The organism is Nitrospirillum karajorum, assembly GCF_036348415.1.
GTDB lineage: Bacteria > Pseudomonadota > Alphaproteobacteria > Azospirillales > Azospirillaceae > Nitrospirillum > Nitrospirillum amazonense_B.
This window is the reverse complement of the sequence record NZ_JAZBQB010000004.1, coordinates 83965-103493: the sequence shown is the minus strand read 5'-3', so window position 1 is coordinate 103493 and position 19529 is coordinate 83965. Positions and strand designations below refer to the sequence as shown.

The 19529-nt window shown below is 67.3% G+C and carries 19 protein-coding genes; 9 read left to right on the top strand and 10 right to left on the bottom strand.

Annotation, left to right across the window (positions count from 1 at the left end):
* The first annotated feature begins 20 nt into the window (after positions 1-20).
* A complete protein-coding gene (locus UCD39_RS26345) occupies positions 21-404 on the top strand; it encodes a hypothetical protein (protein ID WP_145733508.1) in 384 nt (127 codons plus the stop codon).
* Between the two features lie 60 nt (positions 405-464).
* Here UCD39_RS26345 and UCD39_RS26340 read toward each other — a convergent pair whose 3' ends face one another.
* Positions 465-2729, bottom strand: a complete 2265-nt coding sequence (locus UCD39_RS26340; RefSeq protein WP_330498593.1) for a glycoside hydrolase family 3 C-terminal domain-containing protein — start codon at positions 2727-2729, stop codon at positions 465-467.
* Between the two features lie 275 nt (positions 2730-3004).
* On the opposite strand from UCD39_RS26340, the gene UCD39_RS26335 reads away from it, so the two are divergent.
* From UCD39_RS26335 to UCD39_RS26325, 3 genes are all read left to right on the top strand, one after another.
* Positions 3005-3409, top strand: coding sequence for a group II truncated hemoglobin (locus UCD39_RS26335; RefSeq protein ID WP_145733511.1), 405 nt, complete (start codon positions 3005-3007; stop codon positions 3407-3409).
* 98 nt (positions 3410-3507) lie between these two features.
* The gene (locus tag UCD39_RS26330; RefSeq protein ID WP_145733513.1) at positions 3508-4779 is read left to right on the top strand and encodes a glycosyltransferase family 4 protein; all 1272 of its coding nucleotides are present in this window, start codon (positions 3508-3510) and stop codon (positions 4777-4779) included.
* On the top strand, positions 4776-6215 hold the full coding sequence (locus tag UCD39_RS26325) for an oligosaccharide flippase family protein (protein WP_330498592.1): 1440 nt from the start codon (positions 4776-4778) through the stop codon (positions 6213-6215). Before UCD39_RS26330 ends, UCD39_RS26325 begins: the two co-directional genes overlap by 4 nt.
* Here the strand turns inward: UCD39_RS26325 and UCD39_RS26320 are convergent.
* The 4 genes from UCD39_RS26320 to UCD39_RS26305 form a co-directional block, all read right to left on the bottom strand.
* The gene (locus UCD39_RS26320; RefSeq protein WP_330498591.1) at positions 6208-6945 is read right to left on the bottom strand and encodes a hypothetical protein; all 738 of its coding nucleotides are present in this window, start codon (positions 6943-6945) and stop codon (positions 6208-6210) included. The two genes, UCD39_RS26325 and UCD39_RS26320, sit on opposite strands and share 8 nt — an antisense overlap.
* A gap of 20 nt (positions 6946-6965) precedes the next feature.
* Positions 6966-7235 carry a radical SAM protein gene (locus tag UCD39_RS26315; RefSeq protein ID WP_322481405.1) on the bottom strand — a complete coding sequence of 90 codons (270 nt, stop codon included), beginning with the start codon at positions 7233-7235 and terminating at the stop codon, positions 6966-6968.
* Between the two features lie 78 nt (positions 7236-7313).
* Positions 7314-8102 (bottom strand): PIG-L family deacetylase, encoded by a 789-nt coding sequence (locus UCD39_RS26310; protein WP_330498590.1) that lies wholly within the window; start codon positions 8100-8102, stop codon positions 7314-7316.
* A complete protein-coding gene (locus tag UCD39_RS26305; protein ID WP_330498589.1) occupies positions 8092-9228 on the bottom strand; it encodes a glycosyltransferase in 1137 nt (378 codons plus the stop codon). The genes UCD39_RS26310 and UCD39_RS26305 overlap by 11 nt, the downstream gene beginning before the upstream one ends.
* An 82-nt stretch (positions 9229-9310) precedes the next feature.
* Here UCD39_RS26305 and UCD39_RS26300 point away from each other — a divergent pair, with 82 nt between their 5' ends.
* The gene (locus UCD39_RS26300) at positions 9311-9802 is read left to right on the top strand and encodes a DUF2141 domain-containing protein (RefSeq protein WP_330498588.1); all 492 of its coding nucleotides are present in this window, start codon (positions 9311-9313) and stop codon (positions 9800-9802) included.
* Here the strand turns inward: UCD39_RS26300 and spt are convergent.
* Both spt and UCD39_RS26290 read right to left on the bottom strand, forming a co-directional pair.
* Positions 9796-11031 (bottom strand): serine palmitoyltransferase, encoded by a 1236-nt coding sequence (gene spt, locus UCD39_RS26295; protein WP_330498587.1) that lies wholly within the window; start codon positions 11029-11031, stop codon positions 9796-9798. The genes UCD39_RS26300 and spt overlap by 7 nt on opposite strands.
* A 3-nt stretch (positions 11032-11034) precedes the next feature.
* On the bottom strand, positions 11035-11286 hold the full coding sequence (locus UCD39_RS26290; protein WP_145733526.1) for an acyl carrier protein: 252 nt from the start codon (positions 11284-11286) through the stop codon (positions 11035-11037).
* A 244-nt stretch (positions 11287-11530) separates the two neighbouring features.
* Here UCD39_RS26290 and lptF point away from each other — a divergent pair, with 244 nt between their 5' ends.
* Both lptF and lptG read left to right on the top strand, forming a co-directional pair.
* Positions 11531-12682: an LPS export ABC transporter permease LptF gene (gene lptF / locus UCD39_RS26285; protein ID WP_330498586.1), complete on the top strand. Its 1152-nt coding sequence runs from the start codon at positions 11531-11533 to the stop codon at positions 12680-12682.
* Positions 12669-13781 (top strand): LPS export ABC transporter permease LptG, encoded by a 1113-nt coding sequence (gene lptG / locus UCD39_RS26280; protein WP_330498585.1) that lies wholly within the window; start codon positions 12669-12671, stop codon positions 13779-13781. Before lptF ends, lptG begins: the two co-directional genes overlap by 14 nt.
* Here lptG and UCD39_RS26275 read toward each other — a convergent pair.
* Genes UCD39_RS26275 through UCD39_RS26265 form a run of 3 tightly spaced genes read right to left on the bottom strand, consistent with a single transcriptional unit; the run spans position 13753 to position 16493 of the window.
* On the bottom strand, positions 13753-14634 hold the full coding sequence (locus UCD39_RS26275; protein WP_330498584.1) for a CDP-alcohol phosphatidyltransferase family protein: 882 nt from the start codon (positions 14632-14634) through the stop codon (positions 13753-13755). The two genes, lptG and UCD39_RS26275, sit on opposite strands and share 29 nt — an antisense overlap.
* Positions 14635-14652: 18 nt before the next feature.
* On the bottom strand, positions 14653-15360 hold the full coding sequence (locus UCD39_RS26270; RefSeq protein WP_442943715.1) for a phosphocholine cytidylyltransferase family protein: 708 nt from the start codon (positions 15358-15360) through the stop codon (positions 14653-14655).
* Positions 15361-15365: 5 nt separating this feature from the next.
* Positions 15366-16493, bottom strand: coding sequence for an inositol-3-phosphate synthase (locus tag UCD39_RS26265; RefSeq protein ID WP_145733536.1), 1128 nt, complete (start codon positions 16491-16493; stop codon positions 15366-15368).
* A gap of 345 nt (positions 16494-16838) precedes the next feature.
* Here UCD39_RS26265 and UCD39_RS26260 point away from each other — a divergent pair, with 345 nt between their 5' ends.
* Together UCD39_RS26260 and UCD39_RS26255 are read left to right on the top strand one after the other, a co-directional pair.
* Positions 16839-18548 (top strand): fatty acyl-AMP ligase, encoded by a 1710-nt coding sequence (locus UCD39_RS26260; RefSeq protein WP_442943714.1) that lies wholly within the window; start codon positions 16839-16841, stop codon positions 18546-18548.
* Positions 18545-19510 (top strand): NAD-dependent epimerase/dehydratase family protein, encoded by a 966-nt coding sequence (locus UCD39_RS26255; RefSeq protein ID WP_330498581.1) that lies wholly within the window; start codon positions 18545-18547, stop codon positions 19508-19510. Before UCD39_RS26260 ends, UCD39_RS26255 begins: the two co-directional genes overlap by 4 nt.
* Positions 19511-19529 lie beyond the last annotated feature (19 nt).

The window sequence follows — 19529 nt, the reverse complement described above, 5'->3', positions numbered from 1 at the left end:
GAACGGAGAGCCGGATGCCCATGAACAAGACCAAGATGGCCGTCGCCCTTGTCGTCGTTTGCGGCGTGGCCGGTCTCGGGGTCGCCTTCATGCGGTCGCCGTCGTCCCTGTCGGTGGCCCAGTCGGCAGAGGTGGCTGGTTTCCGGGCCGCCATGACGGCCAACTTCGCCGAGCATTGTTTCCAGGCCGCGCGGGCATCGTCGCCGGCCGGGGTGGCGGATGCCAAGCTACACCGCTTCTGCGACTGCACCGCAAGCCGCGTGAACGCGGCGCTGACGGACAAGGAGGTGACGGTCCTGGCGGAGCAGGAGCGCAAGGGCCTGACCGGCGCCCCCGCCCTGCTGATGGACAAGGCCAAGCCCATCGCCGCCGCCTGCCGGGGCGAGGCGGGCCTGACCGGCTGAAACCCAAAATGAAAGGGGGGCGCCCCAAGGACGCCCCCCATTACTCACCAGATGATACGCTTATGGCGCGCCCACGGGCAGGGTGGCGTCCGGCAGGTGCACCGTCACCTTGGCGGTGATGTCCTGGTAGGACGTGCCGGTCATCACCGTGTAGTCGCCGCCCTTGATCTTCCAGGCGTGCGCCGCGGTGTCGTAGGTCGCCAGCAGGCGCGGGTCCACGGTCAGGCTCACGCTCTGGCTCTCACCGGCCTTCAGCGCCACCTTGTGGAAGGCGCCCAGGCGCTTCGGCGCTTCCCAGCCACCAGCCGCCGGCGCCACGTAGACCTGGGCCACGGCCTTGCCGTCGCGGGCCCCGGTGTTGCGCAGCGTCAGGCTGACCTTCACGCCCTTGCCGTCCGGCGTGGCCGCCAGGTCGGACGCGGCGAAGGTGGTGTAACTGAGGCCGTGGCCGAAGGGGAACAGCGGCTTCAGGCCCTTCTTCTCATACCATTTGTACCCGACGGCCGCGCCCTCGATGGTGTAGTCGACATGCGGATGTTCCGCCTTGTCCTTGCGGTCGCCGTCCACCACCTTGCGCGGCAGCTGATCGACCGAGGCCGGGAAGCTGACCGGCAGGTGGCCGGAGGGGTTGACCTCACCAGCCAGCACGCGGGCGATGGCCTCGCCACCACTGGTGCCGGGGTACCAGGCGTCGACCACGGCCGCCACCTTGTCCAGCCAGGGCATCACCACCGGGCCGCCGTTCTCCAGCACCACCACCGTCTTCTTGTTGGCGCCGGCCACGGCCTTGATCAGGGCGTCCTGGTCGCCCGGCAGGTTCAGGTCGATGGCGTCCTGGCCCTCGCCGGTCCATTGCGTGGCGAAGACGATGGCGACGTCGCTGCCGGCCGCCAGCTTGGCGGCGGCTTTGGCATCCTTGCCGTCGATATAGGTGATCTTGGCCTGGGTCAGACCCTGCAGCGCCTTGAGGGGCGAGGAAGGATCATAAACCATGGGGCCGGGGAAGAAGGCGGGCCCCTCGTTGGGGATGATCAGGCCGTTGGTGGGCGCGCCATAGGGGTAAACCTGGGCCGAGCCGCCGCCGGACAACACGCCCACGTCGGCATGGCCGCCGATGATGGCGATGGTCTTCACCGTCTTGGCCAGGGGCAGCACGTCTCCCTGGTTTTTCAGCAGGACGATGGCCTCCTCCGCGTCGGTCTGGGTGACCTTGGCGTGGGCGGCATAGTCGATGGTGGCCGCCTGGTCGCCGTTCAGCGGATGCTCGAACAGGCCGTTGGCGAACATAGCGCGCAGGATGCGGGCGGCCATGTCGTCCAGGCGGGCGGCGCTAACATGGCCGTTGTTCACCGCCTCATCCAGCGCGTCCTTGAAATAGGGCGACTTGTCGAAGGGATAGCCCGACTGCTGGTCCAGCCCGGCATTGGCCGCCGGGGCGGTAGAGTGGGTGGCACCCCAGTCGGACATGACAAAGCCCTTGAAGCCCCAATCCTTCTTCAGAACCTGGTTCAACAGCCAGTCGTTCTCGCAGGCATAGGCGCCGTTGACGCGGTTGTAGGAGCACATGACGGACCCCGGGTTGCCCGTCTCCAGCGCGATCTCGAAGGCCAGCAGGTCGGACTGCCGCCCCTCCGCCTCATCGACCTTCACGTCGATGAAGTTGCGGCTGGTCTCCTGATCGTTGAAGGCATAGTGCTTCAGCGTCGAGATGATGTTGTTGGACTGGATGCCCTTGATGGCATGGCCGACGATGGTGCCGGCCAACAGGGGATCCTCCCCGCCATATTCGAAGTTGCGGCCGTTGCGCGGCTCGCGCATCAGGTTGACGCCGCCAGCCAGTTGGACGTTGAAACCGGAGCGGCGCGCCTCGTCACCGATCATGGCGCCGCCGGCGAAAGCCATCTCCGGGTTCCAGGTGGCGGCCGTCGCCAGGCCGGACGGCAGCGCGGTGCGCAGGCGCGGGGTGGGGCTGGCCTGTGTGGCCACGCCGACGCCGGCATCGGTCTGCGACTGGGCGGGAATGCCCAGGCGGGCGATGCCGGGAACATAGCCGGCGGAATTGGCCATGCCGCCCTCGATGCGGGTGTAGGCCTTGGGTTTGAAGTCGGTGGAGAAATAGCCGAACACCAACTGCAGCTTCTCTTCCCGCGTCATCACCTTCAACAGGGCGCTAGTGCGCGCATCGGGTGACTGGGCGGTATCCTGCCAGGCGCCCGTGACCGGGACGGTCGGCGCGTCGGCGGCCAAGGCGGCCCGGGGACCGGCATAGGTAAGCGTTGTCATAAGCAACGCAGTGGAGAGCAGCAGGTGATGTTTAACCGACATGGACGTTCCCGATTTTCGTTTGGTCGTTAAGGCGGCGGCGCCGGTGGCGGCGCTGCTGGCGCGTATTCTCCCTGGGCATACCCGGATGGGCGCCGCCCCCTTCATACCAGCACGCGGCGGGCGGGCGAAGGTGATAATTCCGGGATATCGCATATCCCCTGACTAATGGCCTGGCGCCACGGGAGGCGCGCGGCGCTTCCGGGCGAGGCGGCTTTGCGGTACAAGGCGCGGCGCCCCGTTGCCTTGGGGGCCGCAGGACAGGCAGAGCCCAGACCATGACCGGCGACAGCGGACAGAAGACCACCCTTTACCAGTGGATCGGCGGGATGGAACCCATCGGCCGGCTGGTGGATGCCTTCTATCATCAGATGGACACCGTGCCGGAGGCGCGCGACTTGCGCGCCATGCATCCCTCGGATCTGGCGGAAACCAAGCGTGTGCTGACTCTGTATCTGGCGCAATGGATGGGCGGACCGGGCGATTATTCCGCCGAGCGTGGCCACCCCCGCCTGCGAGCCCGCCATCTGGGCTTTCAGATCGGCGAGGCGGAGCGTGACGCCTGGTTGCTGTGCATGAAGCGGGCGCTGGACGAGACCATTCCCGATGCCCGGGGCCGCCAGGCCATCCTGGGCGCGCTGGCGCCCCTGGCCGATTTCATGCGCAACCAGCAGGCCGGATAGCGCGTCGGCATGGCGCGGCTGGCGATTGAGTCACCAGGCCATATGTGCGAACACTCCCCGCGAGCCCGCGCCCGGGTCCCTGCCTGGTATGGTTTTCAATGCGAATATTGTTCACCTTTGAAAATTCCCTCGCCAGCACAGAGGCCGATGCCGAAGTCTTCACGACGACGGCCCGTTATCTCGCCGCGCTGACCGAGCGGTCGTGGATGCATGTGCCGGTGGCGGACGGTGACGCGGCCATCGTGGCGGAGCGGGTCAGCGGCCTGACGGTGGTCCCCGCGCACGCGCCAGCCGGCCCGGCGGCGCTGCGGCATTTCCTGTGCGGGCTGACGCTGCCCTTCCGGGCGGAGTTCAAACAGGCCGATCTGGTCTACACCCGCAACCTCTGGGTCGCCTGGATGGCGCTGCTGTTCGGGCAGCGGGTTGCCTTCGACCATTACCGTCCCTGGCCGGACCAGATCCCGCCCCTGCAATACTGGCTGTACCGCCTGGTCGGCCACCGGCGCTTCATCGTCAAAATCTGCCATTCCGAGTACACGCGGCGGAAGTACCTGGCGCTGGGCCTACCGGAGGACAAGGTGCGCTGCATCCGCAACGGCTTCGAGCCCGCGCGCTTCCAGGCGCGCATCCCGGTGGCGGAGGCGAAGCGGCGCATCGGTGTCGAGCCCGACCGCAAAACGGTGGTCTATACCGGCCGCGTGAACCACAAGAAGGGTCTGGCCCTGGCCATCGAGGCGGCAAGGCTGCGGCCCGACGTGCTGTTCATCCTGGTGGGGTCGTACGGCGAGGGCCCCATCGAGGTGATGGCACGCGACCTGCCCAACGTCCGCATCGTGCCCTACCAGCCGGCGGATGCGCTGGCCGATTACATCTACGCCGCCGACATCCTGCTGATCCCCCCGTCCCGGCTGCCGCTGGCGGAGTTCGGGTCGACCGTGCTGCCGCTGAAGGTGTTCTTCTACTTGGCCTCAGGGCGCCCCATCCTGGCGGGGCAGACGCCGGACGTGGCGGAGGTACTGCGGCATGACGAGAACGCCTATCTTTGCCCACCGGATTCCCCGGCAGAGTTGGTGGCCGGCATCGACGCGCTGCTGACCGATCCCGCCCGCGCCGCCCGCCTGGCGGAGGCTGCCTTGACCGACAGCCAGGGCTACACCTGGGCGGCCCGGGCGGCGCGCATCCACGCGCTGATCCAGGAACGCCTGACGACACCGGCACCGGCGCGGCGCCCCTGGGGCAAGGCGGAGTTCCGGGCGTGGTTCGGCCAGTCACGGGATTGGCTGCGGCACCTGCTGCGCACGCGGGCCTGGGTCCTGCCGCCCCGGCCGGAACCTGGGACATCCCCCTCCGCCGTCGTTGACCGCCCGTGAGCGACGCCGATCATCAGCGACACCTGCGCCGGGGGTTCAACTGGCTGGGCGGCGCCACCGTCCTGGCCAAGGTGATCGACTTCACCACCATCCTGGCGGTGCTAGGCTTCCTCAGCAAACAGCAGGTCGGCGTCGCCTCCCTGGTCATCTCCGCCGGCATGGTGATCGAGGCCTTCGACGGCCTGGGCACGGGCGATGCCCTGCTGCAGGCCCCGTCGGTCAGCAAGCGCCAGTTGGACAGCCTGTTCTGGTTCATCATGGCCGCCGCCCTGGTCATGGGCGCGCTGACCCTGCTGGCGGCACCGGGGTTCGAGTTGCTGTACGGCGTGCCGGGCATGGCCGCCTATTTCATCGCCCTGGGCGCCAAGCAGCCGCTGGTGGCCGCCGCCGTCATCCCCCTGGCGCTGCTGAACCGGGACCTGCGCTATGAGCGCATCGCCATGGTCAACGTCGCCGCCACCCTGGGCGCCGCCCTCACCCGCCTGGGCCTCGCCATGGCCGGGGCCGGCGCCTGGGCCCTGGTGGCGGGCTATGTCGCCAGCGGCCTTTACACCCTGATCGGCGCCACTCTGGCGCGCCCCTTCCGGCCTGGCCTGCATTTCCAACGGGACGACATCGGGGGCCTGGTCCGCTTCGGGCTCCGGGCCGCCGCCGTGAACCTGTTCGAGCAGATCTTCAAGAACATCGATTTCCTGCTGGTCGGCTGGTTCTACGGCGCGGCGCCGCTGGCGCTGTATCGCGTGGCCTTCGACATCGCCATGGAACCGGTGATGGCGGTGGGCACGCTGATCAACCGCACAGCCCTGCCCGTCTTCGCCCGTATGGCCGGAAACCTGGGCGGCCTGACCCAGTCGCTGACCTGGTCGCTGCGCCGGCTGGCCCTGCTGACGGCGCCGTTGATGGTGGGATTGATCCTGGCGGCCAACTCCCTGACCGCCCTGATCCACGACGACAACGGCGCCAGCTATGCCGCCGCCGCCCTGCCCCTGAAGCTGCTGGCCGGCGCCGCACTGCTGCGCGTGACCGCGCAGTTGCTGACCCCCTTAATGATGGCGTCGGGCCGGCCGGGGCTGGCGGCGCGGCTGTCGGCCACCAGCCTGGCGCTGCTCAGCGCCGGCATCGTCGGGGTGGGGCTGCTGCTGCCGGCGGCGGTGGGCATCGTCGCCGTTTCAGCGGTATGGCTGGCGCTGTACCCGCCGGTGCTGCTGTGGGGTGCCCATTACCTGCGCGGTACCTGGGGCATCGCCGCCGGCACCGTGGCGCGGGCCTTCGCGCTGCCGGTGGCGGGCATGGCCGTCATGACGGCCATGGTCTGGCTCTTGCGCCTGCTGCCGGGCAGCGAGCGGCCCGCCGCCGGGGTCGCCATCGTCGTGGCGGCCATGGCGGCGGTGTACGGCGGGCTGTTCCGCTACGACCGGGAAAAGCCGATCAGCTGACCGGCTCAGCCGCAGGCACCTGGGGTACGGAAGCCTTGGTGGTCGGGTCGGCGATGGTTTGCCGACGGCGGTCGAACATGCTCATTTGATGCACGCAGCTGAGGGTGCAGGTCGGCGCGCAGCCCTTTTCCGTATGGTACTCCCGCTTGATGTCCTCCAGCGTGTAGTCCAGCAGCGGGATGTTGGGGTATCCGCGCTGCTGCGAGCACCAATGCACCCGGCCGTCCTCGGTGACATAGAGATAGCGGGCGCCGGCACGGCAGTGCCAATCGTTGCCCTGGCCATTCATCAGGTTCTTCTGGAACAGCCAGTAATTCAGGCTGTGCACCAGCGACGGCGAAATTTGGGTGACCTTCTCATAGGCCTGCATCTGCGCCGGGCTCAGCGGCTTCAACGTGCCGCTGCCGTCGTGCAGGACGCCCACGGAGTGCTGCAGGCCGTATTTGGCAGCGGTCTCCGCCACCGTCACCACGTCCTGCGTCCTTTCCCCGGTCACGCCCAGGACGGAATTGACATTGACCTTGAACTGGGCGTGCTTCGACAGCAGCTCCAGCTTGCCCTCCACCGACTTCAGGCTCTTCATCGAGATGTCGTCGGGTTCCAGGTTGTCGATGCTGATCTGCATGCCCTGGAGGCCGGCGGCGTTCAGACGCTCGATCCACTCCTGGGTCAGGCGGAAGCCGTTGGTGATGGTGGTGACGATCATGCCCTGCTGGCGAGCATGGCGCACCGCCTTGTCCAGGTCGGGATTCAGCAGCGGCTCCCCCCGGTGAAGGTGATGGAGGCGGTCTTCAGCATCGCCAGATGATCGACGCGTGCCAGCAGGTCCTTCAGCGGAACGGGTGGTGAGAAGTCGTCATATTCGTTGCAGTAGCCGCACGCCAGGTTGCAGCGGCGGGTCACCACCACCTGGGCCAGCAGCGGGGTATAGCGCTGCCCGATGGCACGGGCCGCGAACCGCAGGCCGGAGGCCAGGTTTTCCAAGCGGCCTGGACGGGCGTTGTCAGTCGTCGACGTCATGAGGACATTCCGGAAAAGGGCCGGGAAACCGGCCGGGAAACAAAGAAGCGTGCGAAAGCGGAAAGGGTGGGCATGGGGTCAGACCGGACGATCCGGCAATCGCCGTCGCGCGGCCCGCCAGGGTGGCGGCCACCAGCGCAGGCCCGCCACGTCCAGCAGCACCTCGCCCGCCAGGGACCGCCCCTCCCCGGCCGGCGCGTGGCCGTAAAGCGTCTCCTCCGCCGGCCAGCGGTGGAAGGGCGTCCAGGTCCAGGCGCCCTGGCGCCGGTACACCGACCGGAGGCGTCGCGCCGTAGCGACATCAGGCCGCGCGGCCCGACGCTCGTTCCAGCACGGGTCACCGGCCAGACGACAGGCGAAGGGCCAACTGGCGGCATCGACGTAATTGCTGAACCAGAGGCGGAAGCCAAGCTCCGCCTGCAAGGCCGCGACGGCACGATGGACCTGGACATGCTCGGCATGTCCGTATTCGCCCCAGGGATTATGGGTGTAGACCTCGGCGCAGCCCTCCAGCACGGGGCGCAGAGCCGCCACCAGGCGAGGAAAGTTGGCCTCATACCGGCCCCGCGCGTCCGCGTCGCGGATCGCCAGGCCAAAGGGCGTGGCCGCCGGGTCGGCCCGGTCAACGGCGAAGCCGGCCCCGCTTTCCGGGATGCGTAAATCCACCAGCTTGGGCAGCGGCAAGGCGGCGACCGCACGGCGCCGCGCCGCCGCCTTGGCCGGACGGCCGAAGGGGTCGCCGAAACAGAAGACGACGCGGTCGGCGTCGGCCAGCACGGAACTGAGCCACAGGGTCTCATCATCCGGGTGGGCGACCACCACGGCGGAGGGCCGCCGGCCCTCCTCATGCCGCCCTTCATGCCGCATGGCCGGTAACCCCGTCGTACAGCCGTTCCAACGCGGCGGTCTGCTGGCGGATGTCAAAATGCCGTTCGACATGGCTGCGGGCGTCCGCCCCCATGCGCTGGCGCAGGTCACGGTCGGACAGCAAGGCGTCCATGTGCCGCGCCAGGGCCTCGGCATCGCGTTCCGGCGCCAACAGGCCGGTTTGACCGTCGATGACGGCCTCTGGAATGCCGCCGATACGGCTGCCGACCACGGGAACGCCGGCGGCGGCGGCCTCCAGCACCACCATGCCCAGGCCCTCCACCCGGCCACTGCCGGTGCGCACGCTGGGCAGGACCAGCATGGCGGCGCGGCGCATGCGCGCCAACACCTCGGCATGGGGCAACGCCCCCAGGAACCGCACCCTCTCGCCCACGCCCAACGTCCCCGCAAGCTGCTGCAACGATGGGCGCAAGGGCCCGTCACCGATGATGTCCAGGTGGGTCCCCGGATGCTTGGCCGCAAGGCGCGCGAAGGCGCGGATCAGATATTCCGCCCCCTTCACCTCTACCAGCCGGGCGACATGCACGATGGTCGGCGTCTCCTCCGCCAGGTCGCGGGGCCGGATCGCCTGGGTGTCCACGCCGATGTAATGCACCTGCGTCCGTTCCGGGGGGAAGCCCATGGCCAGGACCCGCTCCCGGATGAAGGCCGAGGCGCAGATGAACAGATCACCCTGGCGGGCCAGTCGCCCGCGGAACAGCGGATAATTGATCCATGCCGGCGACAGCATCAGCGCCGCCGTCGACAGGGTGGCGTCAAACCCATGGAAGGTGGTGACCAGGGGGATGCCCAGGCGCCGCGCCAACGGCAGGGCGTAGACTCCTTCCACGCCGAAGTGGGCGTGGATAAGGGCGGGCCGGCGGCCGGCGAGCAGCCGCTGATAAGGTCCGGGATCGCGGGTGAGCATCTGCCAGCCGATGCGCGGCAGGGGGAAATGGGGCCACAGATCCCGCAGGGCCAGGGACTCGGCCCCCTGCGGTCCAGGGCCGTACCGCAGGCGGCCCAGGTACAGCGGCGTATGCCGCCGCAGGAAACGCGCCTGCTCGGTGATGAAGGTTTCCGAAACCCGGAACAGGTTGTGCCGGAAGATGACCACCTCAGCCATGGTAGCCCCCCACACCGCCCTTGCGGTCCGTCCGGTCCCGACCATAGATGATGACCGACGCGAAGAAGGACGGAAGGGCACCATGGTGAAGCGGGGCGTGATGATGGCGGGCATCTTGGCGGCGCTGGCCTTGCCGGCCGCCGCGCGGGCGGAAAAGGCGACCCCCATGCCGGGCCCGGCCTGCGACGCGGGCGACAGCGGCCAGGTTCGGCTGCGCATCAGCGTCACCGGCATGCGCTCGGCCCAGGGCAACGTCACCATCACCATCTACCCGGACGATGCGGCGCATTTCCTGGATGGCGCCTACAAAGTGGCGCGCCAGATCCTGCCGGTCACGCTGCCGGTGACCGAGGCCTGCATTGTCGTGCCCCAGGCTGGCCATTACGCGGTGGCGCTGTTCCATGATGAAAACGACAATGGCCATTTCGACACGACGATGCTGGGCATCCCGGCGGAGGGGTACGGTTTCTCCAACAATCCGACGCTGTACCTGGGGCCCCCGGACCTGAGCAAGGTACGAATCCCTGCCCAGGCCGGGGACAACCCCGTGTCGGTGCTGATGAAGTATTACTGAGCGGCCACACGCATCTCGGGCGGGGCCGCGGCCTGGTCACCAATCAGGCCCATGGCCCGGCCCGTCTCCGCGAACACCTGCACCGCGTGGTCGATCTGCGACCGGGAATGCGCGGCGCTGACGCTGGACCGCAGCAGGGCCAGGCCCTTGGGCGTGGCAGGCGGCAGGCTGACGTTGGTGTACAGGCCCGCCTCCAGCAACTTGGACCAGAAGGTGAAGGCGGTGGCGGGATCGGGCATGATGGCCGACACCACGGGGCTGGCCTCCGGTCCGATATTGAAGCCCAGGTCGGCCAGCCCGGCGTGGAAGCGGCGCGCGTTGTCCAGCAACTGCTGGCGCAGGGCGGGCCGGTGGCGCAACTGGTTCAGCGCCTCCGTCACCGCGGCGACCACGGACGGCGGCAGCGAGGCCGTGAACATGTAGGGGCGGCTGGCGACACGCAGGATGTCGAAGCCGTCCATGTCGCTGACGCAGAAGCCACCGATGCCGCCCAGACTTTTGGAGAAGGTGCCGACGACGAAATCGACGTCGGCCTCCACGCCGGCGGCCTCGGCCAGGCCCCGGCCCGTACGGCCCAGGACGCCCAGGGAATGCGCCTCATCGATCACCAGGTAGGCGCCCCACTTGCGCTTCACCTCGACGAATTCGCGCAAGGGCGCGGTGTCGCCCAGCATCGAATAGATGCCCTCGACCACGATGATCTTGTCGCCCGGCGTGTCGGCCAGGCGGCGCAGCCGATTGTCGAGATCGGCGGGGTCGTTGTGGCGGAAGCGGGTGACCTGGGCGTGGCCCAGCCGCGAGCCGTCATAGATGCTGGCGTGGCTGTCGGCGTCCAGGATCAGGTGGTCATCCTTGCCGGCGAGCGCCGACAGGATGCCCAGGTTGGCCTGGTAGCCGGTGGAGAACACCATGCCATGCTTGCGACCGTAGAAGTCGGCCAGGTGCCTTTCCAGCTGCCGATGGGTGCCGTAGCTGCCGTTGGCCACCCGGGACCCGGTGGTGCCAGCACCCAGGCGCTGCGTCGCCTCAGCCGCGGCCTCGATCACAGCGCGGTCGTAGGTCAGCCCCAGGTAATTGTTCGTACCGAACAGCAGGATCCGCCGCGCGCCGATCATCGCCTCCGTTGGGGAGAGGACGGTGTCGAAACTGACGTTGAACGGATTGTAGCCGGTGGCCTCTAGACTAGCGAACTGGCCTATGAGCGCCGCGTACTTGTCGAATAGGGCCATGGCTCAGGCGACACCCTTCAGGTCATGTGCCGTGGCGATAAGATCACCGATGGTCTTGACCTCGGCAATCCGGTCCAACGGGATGGAAATATCGAGGGCATCCTCGATTTCCATAACGAAATCCATGACCGCAACCGAGTCCAGCCCCAGTCCTTCGGTGATGTTCGTATCTTCCGACAGCTCTATTGGACTTGGCAACGACGCCTGAAGGGCATCGAATACAAGCGTGCGGATCTGATCAATTGAGGTAGCCATGCTTTTTAATTGGCCCTGATATCGCGACGGCGCCGACGTAGCCGTGGTCGCATTTTTAGGGAAGGGTTCATATATCCATCGTAACCTTTATAGAAGGCCGCCATCGGATTGTCATAGACATTAGTGCAAGATGTCATATATCGCGAGTGACGGTGGCCTTCCCCATGCCTAAGGGTGGTGACCGGGCTATGCCCGGGTAGCGTAACGCCCTGGATTCACGGAACGTACGGGGCGACGGACGATTTTGATCATCGAACGCTATCTGATCCGGGAAGTGGCGACGCCCTTGGCGGCTGTACTCGGCATTCTCACCACCCTTTTCGCCGGCTACAGCACCGCGGGCTTGCTGTCCGACGCGGTGAACGGCCTGCTGCCCACGGGGGCCATCGCGGAATTGGTGGGCCTTAAGCTGCTGATCGCGCTGGAGGTGCTGATCCCCATCTCGCTGTACGTCTCGGTGGTCATGGCGTTCGGCAAGTTGTATGGCGACTCCGAATTCACGGCCATGTACGCCCTGAACGTTTCCCCCGGCATGGTGCTGCGCGCGGTGTTCATGCTGTCGGCGGGGCTGGCGGGGGTGGTGTTGCTGCTGTCGCTGCACGCCCGTCCCTGGGCTTACGAGAAATCCCATGAGATCACCCGCCGCGCCCAGCTGTCGATGAACGTGGACGCGATGGAGTCGGGCACCTTCTACCTGAACAAGCATGGCGGCCGGGTCATCTTCTTCCCCCGTCGCGAGGGAATCAGGGGGCCCGCCAAGGACGTTTTCATACAAATCCAGCATCCCGACACCACCGACATCATCCTGGCCCAGAGCGCCCGCGCCCTGCCGCCGAGGCAGGACGGCGGCTCGAACGTCCGCCTGGACAACGCGCACGTCTATTTCCTCGGCAAGAGCGATACCACCCAGGATCGGATGATGGATGTGGGCAGCATCACGCTGGACCCCGCCAATCACAATATCGCCCCGGAGGAGTACAGCGCGACGGGTGTACCAACCGCGCGCTTGGCCAGGTCCAGCAACCCCGCCGACATCGCGGAGTTCCAGTGGCGGCTGTCGACTCCGCTGTCCACCTTGCTGCTGGGCATGCTGGGCATGCCGCTCAGCCGCGTGCAGCCCCGGCAGGGCGGCCGCTACGCCAAGTTCGGCACGGCCATCCTGGTTTATTCGGGCTACTACATGCTCTGTACCTCGGCCCGGACCTGGGTGCAGCATGGCACCGTCAGCGCCATTCCAGGAATCTGGTGGGCGCCGGCGTTGCTGGGGCTTTTCCTGATCGCGGCGCTGTACTGGCCGCAGTGGAACGTCGCGTTCCACGTCCGGACCCTGCTCCGGCGGTTGGCAGGCGATCTGCGGGTCCCACCGGAACAGACGGCGCGCCATGACCCAGCTTGACCGCTATGTCGGCGGCGCCGCGCTCAAGGCCTTCCTGCTGGTGGCGGCGGGCCTGGCGGCGCTGTTCAGCCTGCTGGAGTTCGTGGAACAGCTGAAATCGGTCGGCGAGGGACAGTACCGGGTCATCAACGCCCTGGTCTACGTGCTGCTGACCAGCCCGTCGCGTCTGCTGCAGGTGGCGCCGGTGGCCATGCTGATCGGCACGCTGCTGGCGCTGGGCAGCCTGGCCAAGGATTCAGAGCTGACCGCCCTGCGCGCGCTCTGCGTTTCCGAAATCCGCATCATCGCGTCGGTGCTGAAAGTGTTGCCGCCGGTGATCGCCGTGCTGTTCGTCATCGCGGAGTTCATCGTACCGCCGGCCCAACATCTGGCGATAACCCAGCGGTCGGCAGCCCTGGCGGATTCGCCGTTGGCGGACAGCGGCGACACCCTGTGGGCGGGCGGGGCGCAGCAGTACCTGAACGTTCAGCGGATCGAGAGCAAGAACGTCCTGCGCGGCATCAACATCTACGACTTCTCCGACGACGGGCGGCTGGAGACGTTCATCCATGCCGACCGGGCGGAGATCGGGGCGGAGGGCCCCTGGCTGTTACGCGAGGTGACACGCAAGAGCATCGTCGCCCGGCGCTTCCAGACCGAACACCTGGAAACGCTGTCGTGGCAGTCCTTCCTGCCGGGCAAGCGGGTCCAGGACCTGATGCCGGCGCCGGAGAACATGTCGCCCACCACCCTGTACCGCTACGTGCGGGCCATGACCCGCCAGGGCCAGCACGCCGTGCGTTATGAACAGGAACTGTGGAACAAGATCGGCATGCCCCTGGCCATGCTGGCCATGGCCCTGATCGCCGCCCCATTCGTGTTCGGTCCGCCACGCTCGCAGAACACCGGCCAGCAGATCACCATCGGTGCCGGCATCGGCATCGTCTTCTCATTGACCCAGCAAATCTCCAACCGGCTGGACCTGCTGCTGAACCTCAACCCGGCGGTAACGGCGCTGGGACCGTCCTGCATCCTGATCGGGCTGGCGGCGTACCTATTCTACCGGTCGCACCGCATCCGCCCGGTGCCGGCTATGCCGCCGCCCGTTCCAGCCCCTTGAGGAACCGGGCGTTGCGCGCCGCCTGACGCGACAGCAACACGGCCATGATCAGGCTGAATCCCACCAGCTCGAACCAGAAGTACAGCAGCGGATGGCCGATGGCGGCGGCGATGAAGATGCCCAACGTGCGGTAATTCGCCGACAGGATGGACCAGTGACGCACCGATGGGGCGAAGGCGGCACGATAGGCGGCGCGGATATCCGGTGCCCGCGCCGGATCGGCGGCCAAAGCCCGCCCCAGATCCTCATGAAAGCCCAGGGTCACGCCGGTGGTGAGGTATTGCAGCCGGACATAGAGGCGGTAAAGCGCGCCGAAACCGCCCTGGTCCCGCTTGGGCGGGGCGTCCAGTTTCGCCAGCTCGGCGGACTTCCGTCCCCAGCCCCAGAAGTTGTAGCACTGCCGCTGCATCTCATAGGCGGCTGACTGCGCGGCATGGGCGACGCCGGCGGCCACGACCACCAGCCAGACCCAGGCGCCCTGCTCCTGCGCCAAGCTGGTCGCCAGGCCGACATAGACGGCGATGAACGTCACGTAATCGCAGATGCCGTCCAGGATCTTGCCCATCTCGGACTGGGCATTGGTCAGACGGGCCAGTTGGCCATCGGCGCCGTCCATGACGTGCCAGGCGATCATCAGCAGCAAACCGGCCGCCGACCAGCCCAGTCCCTGGTAATGGGAATAAGCCCAGCCGGCCGCCAAGCCGAACGCCATCCCCGCCAGGGACACCGCGTTCGGGGTGATGCCCAAGGCGGCGAAACGCGGCGTCAGCCAGGCGGAGATGGGGTGGATAAAATAAAGGTTGGTGACTTCCTCGATCTCGGAAGTCCGCCGGACGGGTTCGCTGGTTTCCATGATGTCAGAACCGGGATGTCAAAGCTGGCCGGCGTCCAACAGCGTTTCCGCCTTGGCGAAGGCGGCGGGGTCGTCCACGTCGATCCAGATGCGCTCACCAATGTCCAGGACCAGCGCCTTTTTCCAGCCCGCGAGCACGTTCATGGCCCCCGAAATGCTGTCGTCACCCTTGGCTTGGCTGGCCTCCAGGGCCGTGAACATGCCGGGGGTGCAGAGGAAGACGCCGGTGTCGAAGGCGTTGAAGTCACGGATGACCTTGCCGATGTTCTCGATGCGGCCGTCCACGCACTTCACGCGGGTGACATCCTCGGGATCGTTCAGCGGACGGTCGATGTTGAAATCGACCGCCAAGGTCACGGTGTCCGTCCCCACCGGGGCCGCCATCAGGGCCCGGAAAATGCCCGGGTCCACCAGATGATCGCACATGGTCAGCAGGAACGGTTCCGTCAACTGCGCCCGCGCCTTGTGCACCGAGATGCCGTTGGCACGGTCCCATTCGTCGTTGACGACGTGGGTGACGGTCACGCCCAGGGTGGGAGCGAACGCATCCAGAGCCGCGCGCAGTTCCTGCCCACGGTAGCCGCTGACGACCACGAATTCGTCGACGCCGGCGCTGTGGGCGCCCCGGATCACCCGCTCGATCAGCGGGCTGCCCTTGATCGGGATAAGGGGCTTGGACAGCCCCTTATCCCGCAGCCGGGTTCCCTGCCCGGCGGCGACGATCAAGCACTTCATTTGGCGACGGCGAGCTTCAGCGTGTTGCCGCGGATGAAGGTCTCGGTCATCTGGTAGGCATCGTCATCGGTGTACTGCACCGGCGGATGCTTGCAGAAGTAGGCGCTGGGGCCTTCGAGAACGCCGCCGATGCCGTTGTCCAGGGCCAGCTTGCAGCAACGGATCATATCGATGACCACGCCGGCGGAGTTGGGGGAATCCTCGACCGACAGGCGCAGTTCGATGTCCATGGGGACATCGCCGAACAGATGGCCTTCCATGCGGATGAAGCACAGCTTGTTGTCGTTCTGCCAGGGAACATAGTCGCTGGGGCCGACGTGGATGTTCTCATCCTCGATGCGCTTGTGGGCGACGGCCTGCACCGCCTCCGTCTTCGAGGTCTTCTTGGACACCAGGCGGGCCTGGTTCTTCATGTTCAGGAAGTCGGTGTTGCCGCCGGTGTTGAGCTGGTAGGTGCGCAGTAGCTTCACGCCGCGCTTGGCGAACAGGTCGGTCAGCACGCGGTGGGTGATGGTGGCGCCCACCTGGGACTTGATGTCGTCGCCGACGATGGGCAGGTTGCGCGCCTTGAACCGGTCGGCGAACGCCTTATCGCTGGCGATGAACACCGGCATGTTGTTGACGAAGGCCAGGCCCGCCTCCAGCGCGCATTCGGCGTAGAAGCGGGCCGCCTGCTCCGAACCCACCGGCATGTAGTTCAACAGGACCTCGGCGCCGGTGCGCTTCAGTTCCGCGACGATCTCAGCCTTGGTCAGCTCGACCGCGTCGGAGCGGACGAAGGTCCGATCCTCGGAATAGTCGGCCATGTGCTCGGAAATGCCGTCCAGCACCTGGCCCATCTTCACGATGACGCCGCTGTCGGGAATGTCGGCCTGGAAAATCTTGGTGCAATTCGGCTTGGCGAAGATGGCGCGGTGCACATCCGTGCCGACCTTGCGGGCATCGACGTCGAAAGCGGCCACCACCTCGATGTCGCACGGCAGGTAACCGCCGATCTCGCGGTGCATGAGACCGACCACACCCTCCCGGCACCGTTCCGGCGTGTAGTAGTGGATGCCTTGGATGAGCGCGCTCGCGCAGTTTCCGATCCCCGCAATGGCGATACGGATTTTGCCCTTTTGCATGACGTAACCTGTGAGTTGCTAGGTTATCGGAACCACGTCTGCCGCATTTTGTTGCGGACAGCCTATCGTTGCAGCGGCGATACCCCGCGCACTTGCATGACGATAATGCGTGAAACAGCTTAGAAACAGCACTGACATATTTCTGCTAAGTCATATCCTGAACACCCGGTCGCTGCGAGAGGCGATGCCAGCACCTTTTCGGGAGGGAGCCTCCACCCGCGCGCATATTGCGTTTTAGCTACTAATTTGCATAGCTGTCAGCAGCCTTTCAGCTAGCCACGGTAGAGCTAGGTTAGAACTCCGACTATGACGTCAGCCACACCCTCCCATCGTCCTGGGCTTCCCGTGCGTTACGCGGATTTCGGCTCCATCGCCGAAGCGCTGGATTACGCGGCACAAGGTCCTACCGGCTTCAACTTTTACTCGGGCAAAGGTGTACTCAGCGAAGCGCTTACTTACGCCAGGTTGCGGGACGAGGCGATCACGCTCGCCCGGCGGTTGCTGGGCGCTGGCTTGCAGCCGGGTGAGCGCGTCGGCCTGATCGCCGAAAGCGACGGCGACTTCGTCCGCGCCTTCTTCGCCTGCCAGTATGCCGGCCTGGTGCCAGCCCCCCTGCCCCTGCCCGCCGCCTTCGGTGGCAAGGATACGTACATCGCGCACATCCGGCGCATGCTGGAAAGCTGCGGGGCGACAGCGGCCTTCGGCCCCGCCATGCTGGGCGACTGGCTGGCCCCGGCGGTGGCGGGGCTTGGCCTCAGGATGTCCGGCACCCTGGACCAGCTGGCCACGGTGGCGCCGCATCAGGGGGACCTGCCGCCGCAGGACCCGGATGGCATCAGCTATCTGCAGTTCTCATCCGGCAGCACCCGCTTCCCCATGGGGATCGCCGTTACCCACCGCGCCTTTCTCAGCAACGCCGCCCATGTGGGCCGCAGCGGGCTGATGATCGGCGACGGCGACCGGTGCGTGTCCTGGCTGCCGTTTTACCATGACATGGGCCTGGTCGGTTTCCTGCTGATCCCCATGGCCTGCCAGGTGTCGGTGGACACGCTGCCGACGCGGGAGTTCGCGCGCCGGCCGCTGATCTGGCTGGACCTGATCAGCCGCAACCGGGGCACCATCTCCTACAGCCCCTCCTTCGGCTATGAGTTATGCGCCCGGCGTGCCGAGACTCTGCCGACCGACGGCATCGACCTGTCGAGCTGGCGCAGCGCCGGCATCGGCGGCGACATGATCCGGCCCAAGGTGCTGGCCAACTTCGCCAGCCGCTTCGCCGCCAACGGCTTCAGCGCCAGCGCTTTCGTGCCCAGCTACGGCATGGCTGAGGCCACCCTGGCCCTGAATTTCACACCCAGGGGCCAGGGCGCGCAGGTCGATGTGGTCGACAGCATCGTCCTGGAGAACGAGCACCGGGCCGTGGCGCCGGCGAACGACGGGGACCGCAGCCGCACCTTCGTCCTATGCGGGCGCATCCTGCCCGAGCATGAGATCGAGGTGCGCGACGCGGCCGGCTCACCGCAGCCGCCGCGCCGCGTCGGCCGCATTTTCGTCCGCGGGCCCAGCCTGATGACCGGCTATTACGGCGCGCCCGAGGAAACCGCCCGAGTCCTGGATGCCGAGGGATGGCTGGACACCGGTGACCTGGGCTATCTGCTGGACGACCAGATCGTCATCACCGGCCGGGCCAAGGACCTGATCATCGTCAACGGCCGCAACCTGTGGCCCCAGGATCTGGAATGGACAGCCGAGGCGGAGGTCGCCTCCCTGCGCAGCGGCGACGTCGCGGTGTTCTCCGTCGATAACGGCCTGGAAGAAGAAGTGGTGACGCTGGTCCAGTGCCGCAGCCCGGATCCGGCGGCCCGGGACTCGCTGACCGATGCCATCGCCAACGTCTTCCGCAGCCGGCACGGCGTACTGTCGCGCATTGTCCTGGTACCGCCGCACAGCCTGCCCCAGACGACGTCGGGCAAGCTGAGCCGCAGCCGGGCGCGGGCGATGTATCTGGACGGCGCCTTCACCGCCGCCAACGCGCCGCCGGTGGCCAAGAGCGCATGACGGGCGCGCCCCTGGTCGCGGTCACCGGGGCGACGGGGTTTCTAGGCCGGCACCTTGTCCAGGCCCTGGCCGACGCGGGCGCGCGCGTGCGTATCCTGGCCCGCCGGCCTCCGGCCGCAGGGGTGGGCGACGATGTGGAGGTCGTGCCGGGTGATCTGGCCGACGACGGCGCCCTGCGGCGCCTGACCAAGGACGCCCACGTCCTGATCCATGTCGCCGGGCTGATCAAAGCGCGGGACCGGGAAACCTTCCTGCGCGTCAACCGCGATGGCGCCGCCCGGGCCGCCCACGTCCTGCGGCAAACGGCGCCCGGCGCGCGACTCGTCGCCGTTTCCTCCCTCGCAGCGCGAGAGCCGCACCTGTCCCCCTACGCGGCCAGCAAGCGGGCGGGCGAGGACGCGCTGCGCCAGGCCTATGCCGACACGCCGCGTCACCTCACCATCCTGCGCCCGCCCATGATCTATGGCCCCGGGGATCGTGAGACCCTGGCCATCTTCCAGGCGGCGCGCTGGCCCTGGGCCGTGCTGGTCGGGACTGGTCGCATCGCGGCCATCCATGTGACGGACGCCGCCGCCGCCATCGCGGCCGCGGCCGTGGGTCCAAACGCGGATCTGGCGGCCGGCGGCACCTGGGCCCTGGCCGATGATACCCCGGGCGGCTATCCCATGGCCGCGGTGATGCGCCAGGCCGCCCAGGCGATGGGGCGCTCCGCCCCACCCCACCTGGTGGGCATACCGGGGCCGCTGCTGCTGGCGGCCGGGCGGCTCTCGTCCCGGTGGGGGGCGTTACGGGGCACGGCCCCCATCTTCACCGAGGGCAAGGCGCGGGAAATCCTGCACCTGGACTGGACGGTGACGCCGCAGGAACTGCTGCCCGCCGCCCTGCACGCCCCCCGGATCGGCTTGGCCGAAGGTTTCCGCGACACCGTCGCCTGGTACAGGGCCGCCGGCTGGCTGAAATAAGCTCAGCGGCGGCTTGGTG

Excerpts from the sequence above, each read along its gene's own strand:
- UCD39_RS26300 (WP_330498588.1), top strand. The coding sequence starts at position 9,311 with ATGGTGAAGCGGGGCGTGATGATGGCGGGCATCTTGGCGGCGCTGGCC.
- UCD39_RS26340 (WP_330498593.1), bottom strand. The coding sequence starts at position 2,729 with ATGTCGGTTAAACATCACCTGCTGCTCTCCACTGCGTTGCTTATGACA.
- UCD39_RS26305 (WP_330498589.1), bottom strand. The coding sequence starts at position 9,228 with ATGGCTGAGGTGGTCATCTTCCGGCACAACCTGTTCCGGGTTTCGGAA.
- UCD39_RS26315 (WP_322481405.1), bottom strand. The coding sequence starts at position 7,235 with ATGACGTCGACGACTGACAACGCCCGTCCAGGCCGCTTGGAAAACCTG.
- lptG (WP_330498585.1), top strand. The coding sequence starts at position 12,669 with ATGACCCAGCTTGACCGCTATGTCGGCGGCGCCGCGCTCAAGGCCTTC.
- UCD39_RS26310 (WP_330498590.1), bottom strand. The coding sequence starts at position 8,102 with ATGCGGCATGAAGGGCGGCATGAGGAGGGCCGGCGGCCCTCCGCCGTG.
- spt (WP_330498587.1), bottom strand. The coding sequence starts at position 11,031 with ATGGCCCTATTCGACAAGTACGCGGCGCTCATAGGCCAGTTCGCTAGT.
- UCD39_RS26255 (WP_330498581.1), top strand. The coding sequence starts at position 18,545 with ATGACGGGCGCGCCCCTGGTCGCGGTCACCGGGGCGACGGGGTTTCTA.
- UCD39_RS26290 (WP_145733526.1), bottom strand. The coding sequence starts at position 11,286 with ATGGCTACCTCAATTGATCAGATCCGCACGCTTGTATTCGATGCCCTT.
- UCD39_RS26330 (WP_145733513.1), top strand. The coding sequence starts at position 3,508 with ATGCGAATATTGTTCACCTTTGAAAATTCCCTCGCCAGCACAGAGGCC.
- UCD39_RS26335 (WP_145733511.1), top strand. The coding sequence starts at position 3,005 with ATGACCGGCGACAGCGGACAGAAGACCACCCTTTACCAGTGGATCGGC.
- UCD39_RS26265 (WP_145733536.1), bottom strand. The coding sequence starts at position 16,493 with ATGCAAAAGGGCAAAATCCGTATCGCCATTGCGGGGATCGGAAACTGC.
- UCD39_RS26345 (WP_145733508.1), top strand. The coding sequence starts at position 21 with ATGAACAAGACCAAGATGGCCGTCGCCCTTGTCGTCGTTTGCGGCGTG.
- UCD39_RS26275 (WP_330498584.1), bottom strand. The coding sequence starts at position 14,634 with ATGGAAACCAGCGAACCCGTCCGGCGGACTTCCGAGATCGAGGAAGTC.